Origin of the sequence: Cryobacterium sp. TMT2-4, from assembly GCF_004402575.1 — a bacterium.
Classification (GTDB): domain Bacteria; phylum Actinomycetota; class Actinomycetes; order Actinomycetales; family Microbacteriaceae; genus Cryobacterium; species Cryobacterium sandaracinum.
Window position 1 is genome coordinate 19,598 of the sequence record NZ_SOGE01000043.1, and the last position, 14,039, is coordinate 33,636.

General features: G+C 68.1%; 13 protein-coding genes. 6 read left to right on the forward strand and 7 right to left on the reverse strand.

Annotation, left to right across the window (positions count from 1 at the left end; translation table 11 throughout):
- Positions 1 to 56 precede the first annotated feature (56 nt).
- Positions 57 to 365 (forward strand): winged helix-turn-helix domain-containing protein, encoded by a 309-nt coding sequence (locus E3O54_RS15040; protein ID WP_104099651.1) that lies wholly within the window; start codon positions 57 to 59, stop codon positions 363 to 365.
- 28 nt (positions 366 to 393) lie between these two features.
- Here the strand turns inward: E3O54_RS15040 and E3O54_RS15045 are convergent, their stop codons facing one another.
- Complete coding sequence (locus E3O54_RS15045) at positions 394 to 3,573, reverse strand: beta-phosphoglucomutase family hydrolase (RefSeq protein WP_134401948.1); 3,180 nt, start codon at positions 3,571 to 3,573, stop codon at positions 394 to 396.
- A gap of 86 nt (positions 3,574 to 3,659) precedes the next feature.
- Here E3O54_RS15045 and E3O54_RS15050 point away from each other — a divergent pair, with 86 nt between their 5' ends.
- The gene (locus tag E3O54_RS15050) at positions 3,660 to 4,934 is read left to right on the forward strand and encodes a M18 family aminopeptidase (RefSeq protein ID WP_134342019.1); all 1,275 of its coding nucleotides are present in this window, start codon (positions 3,660 to 3,662) and stop codon (positions 4,932 to 4,934) included.
- 55 nt (positions 4,935 to 4,989) lie between these two features.
- Here the strand turns inward: E3O54_RS15050 and E3O54_RS15055 are convergent, their stop codons facing one another.
- The 3 genes from E3O54_RS15055 to E3O54_RS15065 all read right to left on the reverse strand — a co-directional run bounded on the left by E3O54_RS15055 (position 4,990) and on the right by E3O54_RS15065 (position 6,908).
- A complete protein-coding gene (locus E3O54_RS15055) occupies positions 4,990 to 5,193 on the reverse strand; it encodes a hypothetical protein (protein WP_104099648.1) in 204 nt (67 codons plus the stop codon).
- A gap of 71 nt (positions 5,194 to 5,264) precedes the next feature.
- Positions 5,265 to 5,996, reverse strand: coding sequence for an SGNH/GDSL hydrolase family protein (locus tag E3O54_RS15060; RefSeq protein WP_134342020.1), 732 nt, complete (start codon positions 5,994 to 5,996; stop codon positions 5,265 to 5,267).
- A 9-nt stretch (positions 5,997 to 6,005) separates the two neighbouring features.
- On the reverse strand, positions 6,006 to 6,908 hold the full coding sequence (locus tag E3O54_RS15065; RefSeq protein ID WP_134401949.1) for an oxygenase MpaB family protein: 903 nt from the start codon (positions 6,906 to 6,908) through the stop codon (positions 6,006 to 6,008).
- A 75-nt stretch (positions 6,909 to 6,983) separates the two neighbouring features.
- Here E3O54_RS15065 and E3O54_RS15070 point away from each other — a divergent pair, with 75 nt between their 5' ends.
- Positions 6,984 to 8,447, forward strand: coding sequence for a cryptochrome/photolyase family protein (locus tag E3O54_RS15070; RefSeq protein ID WP_104099645.1), 1,464 nt, complete (start codon positions 6,984 to 6,986; stop codon positions 8,445 to 8,447).
- A 413-nt stretch (positions 8,448 to 8,860) separates the two neighbouring features.
- On the opposite strand, the gene E3O54_RS15075 is transcribed toward E3O54_RS15070, so the two are convergent.
- The gene (locus E3O54_RS15075) at positions 8,861 to 9,151 is read right to left on the reverse strand and encodes a hypothetical protein (RefSeq protein ID WP_104099644.1); all 291 of its coding nucleotides are present in this window, start codon (positions 9,149 to 9,151) and stop codon (positions 8,861 to 8,863) included.
- 190 nt (positions 9,152 to 9,341) lie between these two features.
- Between E3O54_RS15075 and E3O54_RS15080 the strand changes: the two genes are divergently transcribed.
- Both E3O54_RS15080 and E3O54_RS15085 read left to right on the forward strand, forming a co-directional pair.
- Positions 9,342 to 10,319, forward strand: coding sequence for a Pvc16 family protein (locus E3O54_RS15080; protein WP_134401950.1), 978 nt, complete (start codon positions 9,342 to 9,344; stop codon positions 10,317 to 10,319).
- 219 nt (positions 10,320 to 10,538) lie between these two features.
- Entirely contained in the window at positions 10,539 to 10,829 is a 291-nt protein-coding gene (locus E3O54_RS15085) for a hypothetical protein (protein ID WP_134401951.1), read from the forward strand.
- Here E3O54_RS15085 and E3O54_RS15090 read toward each other — a convergent pair.
- Positions 10,801 to 11,664 (reverse strand): DUF429 domain-containing protein, encoded by an 864-nt coding sequence (locus E3O54_RS15090; RefSeq protein ID WP_134401952.1) that lies wholly within the window; start codon positions 11,662 to 11,664, stop codon positions 10,801 to 10,803. The genes E3O54_RS15085 and E3O54_RS15090 overlap by 29 nt on opposite strands.
- Before the next feature lie 9 nt (positions 11,665 to 11,673).
- Between E3O54_RS15090 and E3O54_RS15095 the strand changes: the two genes are divergently transcribed.
- Positions 11,674 to 13,245, forward strand: coding sequence for a sugar porter family MFS transporter (locus E3O54_RS15095; protein WP_255570370.1), 1,572 nt, complete (start codon positions 11,674 to 11,676; stop codon positions 13,243 to 13,245).
- On the opposite strand, the gene E3O54_RS17410 is transcribed toward E3O54_RS15095, so the two are convergent.
- Positions 13,238 to 13,948, reverse strand: a complete 711-nt coding sequence (locus E3O54_RS17410; RefSeq protein ID WP_134401953.1) for an RNase H family protein — start codon at positions 13,946 to 13,948, stop codon at positions 13,238 to 13,240. The genes E3O54_RS15095 and E3O54_RS17410 overlap by 8 nt on opposite strands.
- Between the last annotated feature and the right edge of the window lie 91 nt (positions 13,949 to 14,039).

Consider the following 14,039-nt stretch of genomic DNA (forward strand, 5'->3'; position numbering starts at 1 on the left):
CGAGTGTCGGGATTCACGTGTGAGGAAACAATGGTCAGTTGGGTGAGAATAGGAGAATGGCGCAGTGGACGTTTTTAACCAATCACGCGCACGTGCTGTTGTGCGTGGCGGAGAACCCGAATGTGCGATTGCGCGACGTCGCGGCCCAGGTGGGCATCACGGAGCGGGCGGCTCAACGCATCGTCACCGAACTCGAAGACGCCGGTTATCTCGAGCGCGAACGGGAGGGACGGCGCAACATCTATCGCCTCAACACGGGAATGCCGCTTCGCCACCCTCTGGATCGTGGTCACCGCATCGGGGAATTGCTGGCCGCCTTCGCCAACCCCGAGGCTGCCCCGAGCGGCCTTGGCCCACAGGGATAGTGGTTTCAGGAGTCCGGGACAACCGACGCTAACCGAGCGGGAAATCGCGGGTCTCGCCGGGCGCAAGCACGGCCTCTTTGCCCTCGACCCGTACCCGGATCGGAGCGGCGCCGCCTGCCCGCAGCTGCAGGCGCACGTTGCCGGGAGTCAGCTTCAGCCGGATCGGCTGTTCGCGGTAGTTGATGGAGAAGGTGACCTCCGCGAGCTCCTTCGGCAGCACGGGATGCAGCCAGAGCATGTTCTCCCGGATCTCCAGCCCGGTGTAGCAGCGCACGACCATGTCGATCGATCCGGCCATCGCGCCGAGGTGGATGCCCTCGTGGGTGGAGCCGCCGAGGATGTCGCCAAGGTCGCTGTCGAGGGCCCGGGTCAGATAGTCCCACGACCGTTCCCGGTCGCGCCGGGCGTCCAGCCAGGAGTGCACCACGTTGCTGAGCGTGGAGCCGTGCGTGGAGCGTGCCGAGTAGAACTCGACCGTTCGCACAATCGCCTCCGGCGGCAGTTCGTAGCCCATGGTCTCAAGCAGTTCGCGCAGCTCCTCGGCGGAGAGCAGGTAGAGCAGCATGAGCACATCGGCCTGCTTGGAGAGCCGGTAGTTGTTCGTGCTGTCGCCCTCGGCGTTGAGGATCAAGTCGAGGCGGGCGATCGAGGGATACCGGGCCCGGTAGGCGTCCCAGTCGAACTCGGGCAGGCCCTCGTAGCCCTCGAACTGGCTGATCACGCCGTCGGCGTGGAACGGCACCCGCAGCCGCAGGCTGATCCGGGCCCAGTGGTCGACCTCGTCCGGCCGCAGTCGCAGCCGGTTCCAGAGGGGCCCGCAGTACCGGTTCTGCAACAGAGCCACGGTGTCGACCGCGCGGTGCAGTACCCACGCGGTCATCACGTTCGTGTACGCGTTGTTGCGGAGGCCGTGGCCCGACGCCCCGGGGTAACCGTCGTGGAACTCGTCCGGCCCCATCACCCCGTCAATGTCGTAGCGGTCGTCCACCTCGTCGTAGCGGGCCAGGCTGGCGAAGAAACGAGCCACTTCGAGCAGCATTTCGGCACCCTGCTGAATCAGGAATTCGGTGTTGCCGGTGGACTGGTAATACTCCCAGATGCTGTAGGCCACGGCGAGGCCCACATGCCGCTGGTTCTGGGAATTGTCGGGCATCCACTGCTGGTTCAGCGGGTTGAAGAGGTTCGTCGGGGTCTCCTCGCGCCCGTCGATGCCGCTCTGCCAGGGGAACATCGCGCCCTCGCGGCCGATGCCCCGTGCGGCCGCGCGGGCCTCGCCCAGGCGCCGGTACCGGTAGCCGAGCAGGGCGCGGCTCAGGTCGGGGCGGCGCAGGGTGAGAATCGGGTAGACGAACAGCTCGTCCCAGAAGACGTGCCCGCGGTACCCCTCGCCGTGTAGCCCTCGGGCCGGCATGCTCGCGTCGAGGTCGGCGTCGACGGCCGCCACCGTCTGCAGCACGTGGAAGGTGTTCAGGTTGAGCGCGAGCGACTGGTGATCGCTCGCGCGCATGCCCACCGCGAACTCGTCCCAGAGCACCTGCCAGGCCCGTTCGTGCGCCTCCAACAGGTCCGCCGGGTGCGGCAGGCGCCGCAACCAGATGGCCACCGCCCGGGCCGGCGAGGCGATGGCCCGGTCGCGGGAGGTGGTGACGACGACCGTCTTCTCCACCCTGACCGGATGCCCCGGCTCCAGATCCAGGGTGAACTCGTGCGCCACCCAGCCGGCGTCGTCGGTGAGCAGGTGCCGCGGGGGCTCGACCGGCTGCTCGTCCCTCCGCACCCGGGTGCGGGCCGCCAGGGCGATGTGGATGCCGGACTGCGTGGTCTCCATCTCGAGCAGCACGGTCTCGGCGTCGATTTGCGTGCCGGTGTGGGGAATCAGGTGAGCGTTGGTGAGAAGCCGGTCGGCGGCAACATTGCGGTTGAAGACCCGGCCCTCGAGGGCCGAGCGCACGGTCACCGGGCCGGTCCAGTCCTCCGCCTCGAACGTGGTGTCGAGCACGGCCACATGCGGGGCGGCCTGGGACACGAACCGCCGGGAGGTCACCCGGGTGGTGCGCCCCGCCTCGTCGCGCAAACGGATGACCCGGGTCAGCACGCCGCGCCGCAGGTCCAGCTCCTGCAGATAGGTGACCAGCTCGGTGTGGCCGACGTCGAACCAGTCCCCGTCGGCCACCCTGAATCCCAGCGGCAGCCAGTTGGGGGCGTTGACCAGGTGCTCGTCTTCGACGGTGCGCTCGCCGAGGGTCGTCTGCACCCGGTTGTAGACGCCGGCGAGGTAGGTTCCGGGGTAGTGCACGCCGTCGTCGGTGGACTCGGCCGCCGCGCCGCGAGTGCCCCAGTAGCCGTTTCCAAGTGTGCAGAGCGCCTCCCGCAGCCCCTCGGTCGTGGGGTCATAGCCGATGTAGCGCAGCAACCACGGGTCGCTGCCGGTCTCGCCTCCGGCCCAGCCGCGGTTCTTCCCGGTCAGAGCGGGGTCCAGGCCGGCCAGGTCCAGGTCGGCGAGGTCGGTGAGCACGAGATCGGCGCCGGCCGAGCGCAGCCGGCTGTCGCCCGTACGCTCCATGCCGATGACCAGGGCGAATCCGCCGCGCGCCGCGGCCTGCACCCCGGCCTCGGAGTCTTCGACGACCACTGTGCGGTCCGGCGTCACGTGCAGTCGCCGGGCCGCCTCGAGGAACAGGGCCGGGTCGGGTTTGCCGGCCAGGCGCATCCGCACGGCGTCGGTGCCGTCGACCGTGACGTCGAATAGGCCCGTAAGGCGCGCCGCGGTCAGCACGGCGGCGCTGTTGCGGCTCGCTGTCACGAGGGCCACCGGCAGCCCCTGCTCTTTCAACCGGCGCAGCAGCTCCAGCGTGCCGGGGAACGCCTGCACGCCGCCGACGGCGAGCTCGCGGGTGAACAGCTCCTGCTTGCGGCCGGCGAGAGCGTCGATGGTCGCCCGGCCATGCGTCGGTTCGATCCCGCGCGAGGCCAGGAACGCACGGATGCCGTCCTCCCGCGCCCGCCCGTCGACGTACCGCCGGTAGTCGCTCTCGATTTCGAACGAAGGCACCGGCGACTTCGTCAGCCCCGGCAGTGCCTCGTCGAACAGGGCCTTCCACGCCCGGGCGTGCACGGCGGCCGTGTCGGTGACCACGCCGTCGAGGTCGAAGATCACGGCGTCGAAGGCGGCGCGGGCCGGGTGCGGCGGCTGGCTCGGCTGGTTCATGGGCGCTCCTCTGGGCCGTGAATGCCTGGCCGTGACTGCTCGGCCCTGAATGTGGACATAGTACGCAGGGTGGTTGGATATGACCCATGACATCCACACCGGACTACATCGACGATTTCGCCGAGTTCATCACCGCCTCCCCGTCGTCGTACCACGCTGCCGCGGAGGTTGCCCGCCGCCTGGACACCGCCGGCTTCGACCGGGTGAGCGAAACCGAGGAGTGGTCCGGTGCGCCCGGACGGCGCTACCTCGTGCGCGACGGCGCGGTCGTCGCCTGGGTGCAGCCGGACGGGGCCGGCCCGACGACACCGTTTCGCATTCTGGGGGCGCACACCGATTCGCCCGGTTTCAAGCTGAAGCCGAAGCCGACCATCGGCGCCCACGGCTGGCTGCAGGCCGGGATCGAGGTCTACGGCGGTCCTCTGCTCAACTCCTGGCTCGACCGCGAACTCGAACTCGCCGGCCGCCTCACCACCATCGACGGCACCGAACACCTCGTGCGCACGGGCCCGTTCTGCCGCATCCCGCAGCTGGCCATCCACCTGGACCGGGACGCCAACGCCGGCCTCACTCTCGATCGTCAGCGGCACCTGACCCCGGTGTTCGGGGTGGGGGAAACGAGTCAGGCCGACCTGGTCGGGCATCTGGCGGGCCTGGCCGGGCTGGCGGGAGAAGAGGTCGCCGGCTACGACATCCTCACGGCCGACACGGCCAATCCGGCCCGGTTCGGCCTCGGCCGCGAACTCTTCGCCGCGGGGCGCATGGACAATCTCTCCTCGGTGCACGCCGGCCTGGTCGCCCTGATCGGAGCCCCGGCACCGGCCGGTCAGATCCTGGTGCTCGCGGCCTTCGATCACGAGGAACTCGGTTCCGAGACCCGAACGGGTGCGAGCGGGCCGCTGCTGGGCGATATCCTGACCCGGATCGGGGCAGGACTCGGGGCATCCGTCAGTGATCGCCTGCGCGCCTACGCCGGCTCGTGGTGCGTGTCGGCCGACGCGGGTCACTCGGTGCACCCGAACTACCCGGAGAAGCACGACCCGGCGAACATGGTCGTCGCCGGGGGCGGCCCGCTGCTGAAAATCAACGCCACTCAGCGCTACGCGACGGATGCGGCGGGTGCGGCCCTCTGGGCCCGAACCTGCGCGCAGGCCGGCGTGGAATACCAGGAATTCGTGTCGAACAACACGGTGCCGTGCGGCTCCACAATCGGCCCGCTGACCGCCACGCGGCTCGGCATCCGCACGGTCGACGTGGGTATCCCGCTGCTCTCGATGCATTCCGCCCGCGAATTGTGCCACGTGAGCGACCCGGTCGCTCTCCGGAAGGCGATCGGCGCGTTCTTCGCCTCGGAGGTCTAACGGCAGGCCGCACGTGGCTGGCCGTCGTCGAACTCGTTCGGGGTGCCGCGGGGCGTCACAGCGCGTAAGCCGACTGGCGGACTCCATGCACGGGATGCCCGGAGCGGGACTCCACGAGGTCCTTGTCATCGGCGAGTTCGCAGTCGCCCTCGTGCACGATCACCGGCCAGACGATGCGCCGGTCGGTTCCGACTTGGGCTGTGCCGCCGATCCCGCACTCCCGGCAGTGGACGGTGAGTACCCAGTCGTTTTGTCTCATGCTTGGAGGTTTCCTCACAGAGAGGAAATCATCAAGGGGGTGTACTTTCACCCCGCGATATGCAAAACAGTTCAGCGTATGCTGATGCGGCCCAGAAGGTGCTCGGCAATCGCTCGGTAGCCTGCGTCATTGGGGTGGAAACGATCGCTCGTGCCGCCGAAGACATCCCGTCCGGCGGGGCCGCGATTGGCCTCGATCAGATAGAGGTCGTAGAGGCTGACGAAGGCGCCGCCTTCTCGGGCGCACTCGTGGTCGATGATGTCGTTGTACGCGTCGGTCTCATCCGCGCTGCCCCAGGTGCCAACGCAGACGAGGGGGACGCCCGGAGATTCGGTGTGCACGCGGTCCAGGAGTGACCGGTAGCTGAGCGCGAACTCGTCGGGCGCGGTCTGGTCGAGCACGTCGTTGGTGCCCAGCTCGACCACGGCCAGGTCGAGGTTCTCCGGCACATCGACCAGCCTGGATACCGTGCGGGTGGTGGCACCGGCCCGATTCTTGTGGAATTCCTGAACCGGGCCGCCCTCTGCGAGCGCATCGACCATCAGCGGACGGAAGCCCAGGTCTTGCAGTTCCGCGTTGAGGCCGTAGCTGATCGAATCGCCCACGAACAGCACGCGCAGGGGGCGGTCAGTGGGGCGGGTCACCTGCACGTCCCCGTCGGTCTCCGAGAGGTCGGGGTTGACGGCTGCGAAGATTCCCAGTGAGGTCAGAACGAGGGCAGCCAGCCCGATCACCAGCAGTCGGAAGGGGAAGCGGCGAGTGCGAGTCGCGCCCGTACGCGAGAGGTCAGGGCGCGGAGGCATCCGTGCAGTCTAGGCGGGGTTCTCGGCGGAGAGACGCGCGATACGGGCCCGGGCGGCATCCTCTGAGGTCGACGACCGGCCAAGGAGCAGGCGCACCAGGCGGAGAACGGCTCCGGTGCCCCAGACCACCGGGAGCAGGGAGCGCCGCAGGCCGAGCAGCTCGCGGTATTCGCGGGGGATCGAGGCGACGGCGCCGGCGAACATGACCCGGTAGAAGGGCATCATGGCGGGCCGGAGCGGAGGATTGCGAATGAAGCGCACCGCCTCGGCCACGCGTTCGTCGCTCTTGAGGATGCCGGCATCCTTGAACGCATCCAGCTGTGCCTGCAGTTCGGACGCGGAGCGCGGCGGATTGTGCACGCCGACGAGTTCTCCGGCCTTGGCCCATTCGCGCACGTAGCTATCGGCCCCGCCGGGGATAGGGTCGCCCCAGAGTGTGTGCGAGGCCAGGAAGGCGTCGGTGAAAACGATGTGCACCCAGGCGAGCAGTTCGGGGTCCCCGGCGGCATAGGGGCGCTCGATACCGTGGGCGTCGCGGTAGGTGCCGGTGACCCGGTCGTGGAAGCGCCCCACGCGGGACGACTCGTGCTCGGCCAGGGTCGTGTCGGCGAAGGTCACGGTGACGAGCCACTGAATGGTGCCGGAGAGCCGTCCGAGCGGGTCTTCCCGATAGCGCGACCAATCGTGCACGCCGGCCATCGCGCCGGGATGAAGGGTCTGCATGAGCAGGGCACGGATGCCGGCGACCATCGTCGCCATCCCACCATGCACGGCCCAGGAGGCGGAGCCCGGACCGAAGAAGCCGATATCGTCGCCCTGTTCGATTTTTTCGACCCACTGCGGGCGACCAGACCCGTTCCCCGAAAAGGTCACCAGAAGATGCGACCGCCAACTGTCCACGAACCTGCCCATGGTCCGAGGCTAACCCGTCGCGGCTGGGCATCGGCCTCGAACCTTGCGTGCGGCAAAGCATCTAAACTCGAAGCCATGGCAGTGCCTCGCTTTCTGTTCGCCGACCAGCTCGGCCCGCATTTCGACGACGGCGGACCGATCCTGATGGTGGAGTCCGTCGGCGTTCTCGGTCGGCGCCCCTACCATCGCGCCAAGGCGCACCTCATTCTCAGCGCCCTCAGGCACCGGGCCAGGGAGCTCGGTGATCGGGTCGAGTACCTGCGCGCCGAGCACTACCGGGATGTGCTGGCCGGCCGGGACCTCGAGGTGGTCAACCCCACCTCGTGGGGTTCCCGCGCGCTGGTTCACGAGCTCGGCGCGCGGGTGCTACCCAGCCGCGGCTTCGTGACCAGTGAGGCCGACTTCGCCGTCTGGGCCGCGGGGAGACCGCCGTCCCGGCTGATCATGGATCAGTTCTATCGCCGTGCACGCACGGAAACCGGGCTGCTCATGCGCGGGCCCGATCCCGAGGGCGGCCGGTTCAACTTCGACCACGACAACCGTCAGCCGCCGCCGAAGGGAGCGGTGGGCCTGGGGCTGCCGGACCCCTTCCATCCGGTGGAGGACGACATCGACGAGCAGGTGCGCGCCGACCTCGACCGGTGGCAGGCCGAGGGGCGCATTCGACTGATCGGCGAAGACGGACCCCGCCGGTTCGCCGCCACCCGGGCGGAAGCGCTTGTGGCGCTCGCCGATTTCGTCGAGACGCGTTTGAGCGACTTCGGCCCCTTCGAGGATGCCTCGCTGCTCGGGGATGAGACGATGGCCCACGCCAGGCTGAGCGTTCCCCTTAATTTGGGGCTGCTGCATCCGCGGGAGGTGATCGACGCCGTAGTCGCCGCGTACGAGACCGGGGGAGCCCCACTGCAGAGCGTGGAGGCCGTGGTGCGCCAAATCATGGGCTGGCGGGACTGGGTCTGGCACCTGTACTGGCACCTGGGTGAGGACTACGTGCGGCGCAGCAACCACCTCGAGGCGCGGGTGGCCCTGCCGCGGGAGTTCCTTGAGCTCGATGGCAGTTCCGTGCGGGCGAAGTGCCTCAGCCATGTGCTCGACGAGGTGCGCCGCACGGGCTATGCGCACCACATTCAGCGGCTGATGGTGCTCGGCAACTGGGCGCTGCAGCGCGGTTACCAACCGGCCGAGCTCACCGAGTGGTTCACGAACTCCTTCGTCGACGGCGCCCCATGGGTGATGCCCGCCAATGTGGTCGGGATGTCCCAGCACGCCGACGGCGGGATCGTCGCCACGAAGCCGTATGCCTCCGGGGGCGCCTACATCTCGAAGATGAGCGACTTCTGTGGCGCGTGCACGTTCAACCCGAAGAAACGCCTGGGCGAGGACGCATGCCCGTTCACCGCCGGGTACTGGGCCTTCCTCGACCGGGTGGAGCCACGCATCCGGGGCAATCACCGTATGGCGCAACCGCTCGCCGGACTGCGCCGCCTGGTCGACCGGGAAGAGGTCGTCGAGCAGGAGCGTGCACGCACCGAGTGGTGAGCGTCGCCCGCGGGGCGCCTCGTGAGTCCGTCGCGGCCCGTAGGTCAACCACGACACCGTTAGAGTCAAACTTCTCAGCAGGTGACCTGTAACCCGAGCAGCCCTCGACTTCCCCTGAGCGAGCTGCCGCGCAAGTGTGTGGTGCTGTAGGTCAGTCAGAGCTTGAGTCCAGGCACAGGGCGGCGCGGGTCGTGGAAGCCGGCGCAGGATCCAACCTGCGCCGACCTTATAAGGTGCGCCGCGAGGCGTGCAGGGGTCTGGCCGCGGATGGCAGGCGGGAGGGAGACCTCGGGAGCGCGTCATCGGGACGCGGTCGTCGCATCGAGGTTTGCTGGGGCTTGATCCGCGTCGGGAAGGGGGGAGGAGTCCAGCGGCGGGTGGGGGTCTATCTGGGCGGGTTGCCGCGCACGCGGCTACCTGACCTCGGTCGGCCAATCGGTCACGCTGGCGAGGGCAGCCTGCAATGACAGTGCCGAAGCCCGAGCCTGCTCGGCCCCGTGGGGGTTGAAGACATCGATCGCGAGCGGCGGGCCCTCGCCGAACTTGGGGATCTCCACTTCGACGCGACCGCCGCCGACGAGGGGCACGAACGGATGCGCCGTCCCGGCATTTCGCACGGTCGACCCGGCCGCCTCCGCGATCAGCCGCAGTGCGTCGGGCTTGGTGACGTGGGTCTGGGCCACGATCGTTGCCGAGTAGTCCATGGAACTCCTTCACTGAGGCGGACATCGCGAGGAACACATCTATCGAAGCAGGCTACGGCATCCGCGGGATGGGCACCGGGCCGGTTCCGCCGTGGTGCAGCCGAACTCCTCGACCTGGTTGGTGAGCCGGAGTACCGTGGCACTGTCTGCTCACTTTCGCATCCAGAAGCTCTCAGAAGCCGGGGTCCCTATGTCGTCGCTCACCAACTACGGCCAGGCCATCGCCTCGACGACCGTCGCGCTCCAACGACTGCTGTCTTCTCCGCCGATCGGGCTGCAGGTCACGGCCTACGTGCTCGGCGCACCCCGCACCGGTGTCATCGGCCCCTCCATCAACCTGTTCCTCTACTACGACAGCCTGATCAGTTATCGGGAGGAGACCCAGAGGGGACCCAGCCGAGTGATTTCGGAGCTGCACTACCTGGTGAGTGCTTTTCCCGGCGACGACGTCGACACGGATGCCGGCAGCCACCGTGCCTTCGGTGCAGCGCGGGCCGCCATCGAACGCCATCCCGTGCTGAACGTCCCGATCGGCTCGGCAGACAACCTGCAGGTCTGGCTCTCACCCTCGCCGCTGACCAACGAGGTGCTGACCTCCCTCTGGCTGGCATCCAATGCACCGCTGCGACTGTCCTTCGGCGTGATGGCCTCGTTCACCCTGGACGCAGCCGAGCGCACGGCAGTGGTCGGAACCGTCCGTGATGTCGTGAAGCTGGCCGGGGCAGGTGCGCTCGCCGTGTTCACGGGAGCGGATGCCGTGGCGAAGGCCGAGGCCGCGGCATCCGTCGCGAACGAACTGGGCAAGCCTCTCGTGACGGTGCCCCTGAACGAGGTCGTGGGAGCCAGCGCTGCCGCCACCGAGGACAACCTCGGCCGCATCTTCGAACAGGCCGAACACCGCGGCGCCGTGCTGATGATCGCCGAGTCCGACCCTCTGTTCGGGATGCGGCCGGAGGTGCTCGATGTCGACGACCCCTACTCCGGGTTGGAGATCGGATCCATCCTCGACCTGCTCGGCCAGTCACCGAGCGTCGTGATCATTGAGTTGACTCATCCGGCCGGGGACGAGCTGGCGGACCGGACCCGGGTCGAGGTGCGCTTTCCGGGGCCGGGGCCGGGGCAGGAGCCGGAGCCGGAGCCGGATTCCGCGTCGGCCACCGGGGACTGAGCACGTCCAGCCCGAGTTGCAGAGTTAGACCTCCCGACCGGGAGGTGAGTGTCAGGAACGCCTGCAGTGCTAGAAGAGGGCCGCGCCAGATCATGGTGGGCCTCGATTCCGTCGAATCGTCGGGTCGTCGGGTCGTCGGGTCGTCGGTTCTGTCGGGACGTCGGGAAACACCTGAGACCGGTAGACACCTGTTCGTTCGCACCCGCCTACGCTGACTGGATGCCGTCTTTCCGTATCACCCTGATCATCGGTGCTCTCCATTCGGGCATCGCCCCGGACTCCGTCCTGCCGCATCTGACGGCCGCCGCCGCGGAGCTGACGACCGTGGAGGCATCCGATCTTGCCGTGGTGGCCGGTTCTCCGCGCGCGATCGTGCGCTTCACGGCGGATGACGCCGCGATGGCCCTCCGGGTCGGCGACCGAGTGCTCGTCGCGGCCCGCACCCACGTGGAGCCGGTGTCGTGGCAGGTGACCGAGCGGGTCAGGACGCGCTGGTACCCGGTGCGGTGACGAGCCGCGCCCCTTCGTCGCCGCGGCGCTGCTCCGGCCGGGCCGGCGCGATGATGGTCGGTCGGTGACCGAGCTCCGACACGTTGTCCCGGGCGCCGAGAACCTGGCAGCGCTCCGTGCCCCGGTGCCACCAGAGCGAGGCCGTCCAGGCGCAGAGCAGGGCGTCGATCAGGTCCTCCCGGTGTTTGTAGGCTCGGTCGACCAACGGTGAATGCTCCGTCACCAGGGCGTCCGAGACGGGATGGGAGCCCAGGTCGAGCGGCGGCGACGCTCGGGTGAGCCCCCAGATCCGCTGGATGAGGTCATCGCAGACCATGGCCCGCGCAGTCCGGCGTTCGTCCGGCGGAAGAGAGGTGCCCATGCGCTTGTAGCGGGGTCGCTTGTCGAGGTAGCCGAACTCCGCCGCACCCACGAGCGTCGTGTAGGGGTAGCACTCGAAGAAGCTGGGGGTGGTCTTATCCATCGGCGCGAGGCCGTCGGTGTAGGTCCAGCCGGAGGCTTCCAATCGGCGGCGGATCGTCACCCCGCCGGCCCAGGGGCGGCCGAGGTTCGACGCGTTCGCGGAGACATGCCAGCGGCCGTAGCGACTGCCGGTTTCCCGCTCGCACAGGCGCATACCAGTGGGGTTGTTCACCACCAGGGGCGCGTCAACCGCCAGCACGGCGCCGGGTTCCCACAGGGAGTCGATCCAGCGCATCACAGCATCCGTGCCGCGGGCCCAGCCGGCGTCGAGCACCCGGCCGCTCTCGTCGATGCAAGCCAGGCCGGATTCATTGGCCGGTTTCGACGTGCTGCCTTCGGCCCAGGCCAGGTCAACTCCGAGGAATCGCGTCATGAGTTATGGATAGCACAGGGAGATGGCGGGCGCAGGTTCCGCCGAGGTTCGGCACCCCTTCGTTGGGGCGTAGTCTTTTCGGATTGTTCAACAAAAAGGACAGAGGCCCTGACGATGACCCAGACTGAGAAACCATCCACGAACGGAAAGGTCATTGCGCTGGCAGTGGCGGGAGCCTTCGGCGGGTTTCTTTTCGGGTTCGACGCGTCCGTGATCAACGGCGCGGTGAATGCCATTCAAGACGAGTACGCGCTCACGGCGACCCTCACCGGCTTCGCGGTCGCGAGCGCGCTACTGGGCGCCGCAGCCGGGGCCTACCTGGGCGGCCGGGTCGGCGATCGATACGGTCGAATTCCGGTGATGCTTCTGGGCTCGATCATGTTCTTCGTCAGTTCGGTCGGTTCCGCCTTCGCCTTCAGCATCTACGACCTCGTGCTCTGGCGCATCGTCGGCGGTCTCGGCATCGGGCTCGCATCCGTGGTGGCGCCGGCGTACATCGCCGAGATCTCACCGCGAGCGATTCGGGGACGCCTCGGATCGCTCCAGCAACTCGCCATCACGATCGGTATTTTCTCTGCTCTGCTATCCGACGCCCTGTTCGCCAACACCGCGGGAGGCGCGGGTGAGCCCTCCCTGTTCGGGATCGACGCCTGGCGCTGGATGTTCCTGGCCTGCGCGCTGCCCGCCGCCGTGTACTTCGTGATCGCGAAGATCCTCCCGGAGTCCCCTCGGTTCCTGGTGCTGAAAGACCGTGAGACGGAGGCCCGCGCGGTCTTCCAGAAGGTGTGGCCCAACGGCGATGTGGACCGCGAGATCCGCGACATCCGTGCCTCGATCAAGGCCGACACGCTGGGTCAGCGTACCGGGTCACTGCGTGGCAAGGCCTTCGGCCTGCGCCCGATCGTCTGGATCGGCATCCTCTTGTCGATGTTCCAGCAGTTCGTCGGCATCAACGTGATCTTCTTCTACTCGACCACCCTGTGGAAGGCGGTCGGCTTCGAGGAGTCGAGCTCGCTCACCATCTCGGTGTTCACCGGCCTGACCAACATCGCGGTCACCTTCATCGCCATCGCCCTGATCGACCGGATCGGACGTCGGCCGATCCTGATGACCGGTTCCATCGGCATGACGCTGTCGCTGGCCACGATGGCGATCGCCTTCAGCCAGGCGGTCACTGTGGGCGGCGAGATCAGCCTGCCCGGTGCGTGGGGTGGGATCGCCCTGGTTGCGGCCAATGTGTTCGTGGTCTTCTTCGGTGCGTCCTGGGGCCCGGTGGTCTGGGTGCTGCTCGGCGAGATGTTCCCGAACACCATCCGGGTGAAGGCGCTCGGTATCGCCGCAGCGGCCCAGTGGATCGCGAACTTCCTGATCGCCGTCACGTTCCCGACACTGGCGGCAGTCTCGCTGCCGTTGACCTACGGCCTGTATGCGCTGTTCGCGGCGCTGTCATTCGTGTTCGTGCTGACCAAGATCCCGGAGACCAATGGCATGTCCCTCGACGAGGCGAACACCCTTCTGCCGCCGAAGAACGCGGCGAAGACCGCGTCGAAGAACGCGGTGAAGCAGACCGAGGTCAGATAAGCCCGTGAAGAAGTTCTCCGACGCTGACGCCGAGCCTGGCGGCACGATCGGTCAGACGGGCGTGCTCGTCGGCGGAGAGTTGCAGAGACACGGTGTGGGAGGCATCCGGATCGTCGAACGCGAACAGCTCCGGATGCGACGGGCCGGCCGGGAGCTTCGGGGTGGCGGCAGGCGAAGCGACGGCCCGTACCTTCGTGGCCGAGGTCAGCGCGGGGCGCCGAACCGGTGCGGCATCGCCCCCCCGCACCCAGCCGGGGCCGGCGTTGATCGGCGCGTTCCGCTGGTACGCCTCTGACACGGCTCGGGCCCGGCTGTCCGCGGCCTCGTTGAGCGGGTGGTTAGCGTGGCCCTTGACCCATTCGAACCGGTAGCGGCGTCCGGCCAGAGCTTCGTCGAGCTCCTGGAGCAGATCCAGGTTCATCACGGGCTTGCCATCCGCCTTGCGCCAGCCCTTGGCCTTCCAACCGCGCATCCACTTGGTGATGGAGTTGATCACATACTGGCTGTCGCACAGCACGAGAAGGTCGTCGTCGAGGTGCGCGGTGGCCCGGAACAGTTCGAGCACGGCCTTCAGTTCGCCCTGATTGTTGGTGGCGTGCTTCCAGCCGCCGGCGGCCCAACAGGAATCGTTGACGAACCAGGCCCATCCGGCGGGGCCGGGATTGCCCAGAGCCGAACCGTCGGCGGCGGCGATGATCGTCATACAGTGAGCCTTTCCTGTGGTCCCGCTGGTTCAGGACCTGTCTAGTCTGCCATCGCGGACCAGATGGGCGAGTCCTCATGGCCGCGGCCAC

What these genes read in the sequence shown, in the direction of transcription:
- E3O54_RS15040 (WP_104099651.1), top strand. Translation starts at nt 57, where the DNA reads ATGGCGCAGTGGACGTTTTTAACCAATCACGCGCACGTGCTGTTGTGC.
- E3O54_RS15045 (WP_134401948.1), bottom strand. Translation starts at nt 3,573, where the DNA reads ATGAACCAGCCGAGCCAGCCGCCGCACCCGGCCCGCGCCGCCTTCGAC.
- E3O54_RS15050 (WP_134342019.1), top strand. Translation starts at nt 3,660, where the DNA reads ATGACATCCACACCGGACTACATCGACGATTTCGCCGAGTTCATCACC.
- E3O54_RS15055 (WP_104099648.1), bottom strand. Translation starts at nt 5,193, where the DNA reads ATGAGACAAAACGACTGGGTACTCACCGTCCACTGCCGGGAGTGCGGG.
- E3O54_RS15060 (WP_134342020.1), bottom strand. Translation starts at nt 5,996, where the DNA reads ATGCCTCCGCGCCCTGACCTCTCGCGTACGGGCGCGACTCGCACTCGC.
- E3O54_RS15065 (WP_134401949.1), bottom strand. Translation starts at nt 6,908, where the DNA reads ATGGGCAGGTTCGTGGACAGTTGGCGGTCGCATCTTCTGGTGACCTTT.
- E3O54_RS15070 (WP_104099645.1), top strand. Translation starts at nt 6,984, where the DNA reads ATGGCAGTGCCTCGCTTTCTGTTCGCCGACCAGCTCGGCCCGCATTTC.
- E3O54_RS15075 (WP_104099644.1), bottom strand. Translation starts at nt 9,151, where the DNA reads ATGGACTACTCGGCAACGATCGTGGCCCAGACCCACGTCACCAAGCCC.
- E3O54_RS15080 (WP_134401950.1), top strand. Translation starts at nt 9,342, where the DNA reads ATGTCGTCGCTCACCAACTACGGCCAGGCCATCGCCTCGACGACCGTC.
- E3O54_RS15085 (WP_134401951.1), top strand. Translation starts at nt 10,539, where the DNA reads ATGCCGTCTTTCCGTATCACCCTGATCATCGGTGCTCTCCATTCGGGC.
- E3O54_RS15090 (WP_134401952.1), bottom strand. Translation starts at nt 11,664, where the DNA reads ATGACGCGATTCCTCGGAGTTGACCTGGCCTGGGCCGAAGGCAGCACG.
- E3O54_RS17410 (WP_134401953.1), bottom strand. Translation starts at nt 13,948, where the DNA reads ATGACGATCATCGCCGCCGCCGACGGTTCGGCTCTGGGCAATCCCGGC.